2 protein-coding genes and 3 pseudogenes are annotated in these 3,009 nt (G+C 33.3%); 2 read left to right on the top strand and 3 right to left on the bottom strand.

Translation table 11 applies throughout. The features are described 5' to 3' along the window. Nucleotides 1-24: 24 nt before the first annotated feature. From OZD66_RS06045 to OZD66_RS06040, 3 genes and pseudogenes are all read right to left on the bottom strand, one after another. Nucleotides 25-713 (bottom strand): annotated as a pseudogene (locus OZD66_RS06045) (IS3 family transposase); the annotation flags it as partial. A gap of 209 nt (nucleotides 714-922) precedes the next feature. Further along, entirely contained in the window at nucleotides 923-1,852 is a 930-nt protein-coding gene (locus OZD66_RS00835; protein ID WP_006279391.1) for an AEC family transporter, read from the bottom strand. 304 nt (nucleotides 1,853-2,156) lie between these two features. After that, nucleotides 2,157-2,299 (bottom strand): annotated as a pseudogene (locus tag OZD66_RS06040) (N-acetyltransferase); the annotation flags it as partial. Nucleotides 2,300-2,315: 16 nt separating this feature from the next. On the opposite strand from OZD66_RS06040, the pseudogene OZD66_RS00830 reads away from it, so the two are divergent. Continuing rightward, nucleotides 2,316-2,804: pseudogene (locus OZD66_RS00830) on the top strand (MFS transporter); the annotation flags it as partial. 42 nt (nucleotides 2,805-2,846) lie between these two features. Further along, a partial coding sequence (locus OZD66_RS00825; RefSeq protein ID WP_275021924.1) for an IS630 transposase-related protein occupies nucleotides 2,847-3,009 on the top strand: 163 nt, incomplete at its 3' end.

Genomic DNA, 3,009 nt, shown 5'->3' with positions numbered 1-3,009 from the left:
GCTATAATTATCATGTTACTCATTAACCACCATGCGTGAATATAGGTCAATTATTGCCGCCAACAACCTTCTTTAGTTTTTATGTAGGTAATCCCAAACTTTATTTGGCTGATCAGTAGTAAAATTTTGATCCAATGTGTTCGGAGCCACAACTCGGTTGCTTATTTGCTGTTTTTTATTTTTGAACTTTCGTCTAAGCTTGGCTTTAATGCCATTTTCTTGCATAACACTTTGTACTGTTTTAATTTTTGCCTAAAGCTTTTAATTCAGCGTGAATTTTAGGGGCTCCATATCTGCATTTAGAAGCTTGATGTATTTTTTGAATATCTGCTAGAAGCCCTTCTTTTGCTAATTCTTTACTGCTTTTTTCCTTAGCAACCCATACCACCAGTACAAAACCCTACATAGTTCCTGTGTTTTATAGCAATTTCTATATAAAAGAATACTTTACTCTTTTTCTTTGCCCAGGGCTTTTTTTAAAATGTCTCTTTCTCTTGTTAGTTCTTTTTTTAGATCAAATCTTTCTTTGTGATAAGGAGCCTTTGCCTGGAAATGCGTATGCTCCAGACATTTTTCCATCATATTTTCTTACTTAACATACTGCCATCTATACCTAGATCTTTTGCTATTTTTGTACTTGCTTGACCTGTTTCTTTAACCAGCTTAACAGCTTCTAATTTGAATTCTGCTGTATATTCTCTTCTGTTTGTCATATTTTGAAAAAACGTTTTATTTTACTCCAAAAACGTTTTAACTTTCTCTCTACTTTTTCTGGGTAAGGTCAATTTACCGCCGCGGCGCTAACTAGTAGCGGGATTACGGGTTACCAAATTGTAGAAGTTGCTTTAGCTATAAATTCAAGTTTTATCAATGTCTTGTGTTGTTACCCAAATAATGGTTGTGCAAGCGCTTAATTTTTTGATCAAAAAGGAACAAGTTTAGTAAAAAATAATGATATTATTAGTGGAACATAAAACAGTCCCACTGCAGTACTGATTAGAAGCAACAGAGTAGCTTTATCTGGTTGATAATTCAAAATATTAGCAAGTATTATACTGGACCCAGAAACTGGAATAATAGCCAGCAACATCAGTGCTTTATATATACTCTCATCGTATATACCTATAACATGCTTGTCTAAAAGGACAATTCCTAAAACAAACAGTGGCCAGAATACGTACTTTGCTGTAATAGTGATCAAAGCAAGCTTCCAATCTATTTTAAAGCTTGCAATATTCGCAATGCTCACTCCAAGTAGCACCATTCCTAATGTGACAAATGTACTTCTAATATTCATCATAACATCTGTTAAAAAAGTAGGTATTTGTATATCGTATATACTTAAAAAGAAGCCCAGAACCATCGCATAAAGCGAAGGAAGTTTGAACAACTTTAATATGCATTCTTTTGCGGTATAAATACCATTTGCAGCTATGTAAAATCCTAAGCTGTTTTCAAATAGCGCCATTCCTATATAACAAACAACATATACAGATACTGAATCTTCATCAAATAAAGCCATGGCAATCGGCAGGCCAAAATAACCCATACTTGTGCTGCCCGAGCTAAATGCTAATATGTTTCTTGTGTTATCCTTAAATAAAAAAGAAGAAAGATAATACACTGATAAGGACATAGTGCTACCTATAAACCATATCAAAATCGGCAGAGAAATTACTTTTAAGTTAACTTCTGTATGAGAGACTCCATATAAAATCACTATTGGATTAGCTATATAAAAAAGTATTTGAGATATAGTGTTTCTATCAATTTTAAGATATTTTCCTGCTAAGTAACCAATAAATATTGTAATATAAATAGGTAATATTTTGAGAAAAAGAGTAAGGAACATACTAGCCTATTGTAATATTTTTGATTGATAAAGTGACATTAGATCTTAAGGTGTTGTAAAAGTAAACAAAATTTATTTTCCAATTTATCCAGCTCATAGTTAATTAAATTAGTGCCAAAATTTGTTTTTACATGGGACTTAAGAATGACATTTTTATGATAAAATTATGTTAAGTTTCTGTAAAGCTTCTTGCATATTTTTGAATAATGACATATTTACTAAAAATTAAACTGCTTGTAGTAATTTAGACGGACTGTTGAAAAAGTAAGAGGAAATAAGTAAAGTTAGGACAGAGAGTAAGAGCTTTAACATAGTTGTCATATTTTTCTTTAATTAACCCTAGTGTCCAATTTATCCACCATTCCTTCACATGAGGTGTTTCTAACCATTTTAATAACAGTAAAAAATGTTTTCTTTCAACGCTTTAAATGTGATATTTTTATTCATTAATTAAAAATCTCAAATGTTACTACCATTTCTGTTAATCCTGTCTCTCATTGCCAAGTTCATTGAAATTGACATTTCCGTACCTAGTTTTCCTGATATGGTGCACTATTTTAACGTACCGGAAGGCATAATTCAATTAACTATTGCTTATAATTTCCTAGGCTTTTGCATAGGAGGGTTGTTTTTTGGTCCATTGTCTGAATGCTATGGCAGAAGGAGAATTATGATCATAGGTAACACTTTGTTATTAATCGGCGCTGTTGGTTGTGTTTTTGCACCGTCGATTTTTTGGCTTTTAATCTCTCGCTTTGTTCAGGGCATTGGTGTTAGCACATCTGTAGTTGTGTTTGCAATCGTTGCAGACAGCTACAAAGGCGACGAAGCGGTGAAATTTATTGGAATCATGAATTCTGTTCTTACAGTTGTCATGGCAATTGCGCCAGTGTTAGGCAGTTTCATCAATGAAATTGTAGGATGGCGTGGTATAGCTCTTTCCATAAAAGTCCGGATGTGGTAGGATAAGGATAGATGATGATAAGGAGGTTGAATGCCAGCAGCATATAGTTATGATTTAAGAAAAAAAGCAATGGAAGCGCTAGACGAAGGAGAAAGCAGAGAAGCAGTGGCAGCAAGATTTAAGATTGGACGAACTACTTTATGGGAGTGGCAGCAAAGAAGAAAAGAAACAGGAGACTTTCAATCAAAAAAAC

The sequence above is a fragment of the Wolbachia endosymbiont of Drosophila baimaii genome (genome assembly GCF_028982185.1).
Lineage (GTDB): Bacteria > Pseudomonadota > Alphaproteobacteria > Rickettsiales > Anaplasmataceae > Wolbachia > Wolbachia pipientis.
This window is presented reverse-complemented; position numbering and strand designations above follow the sequence as displayed.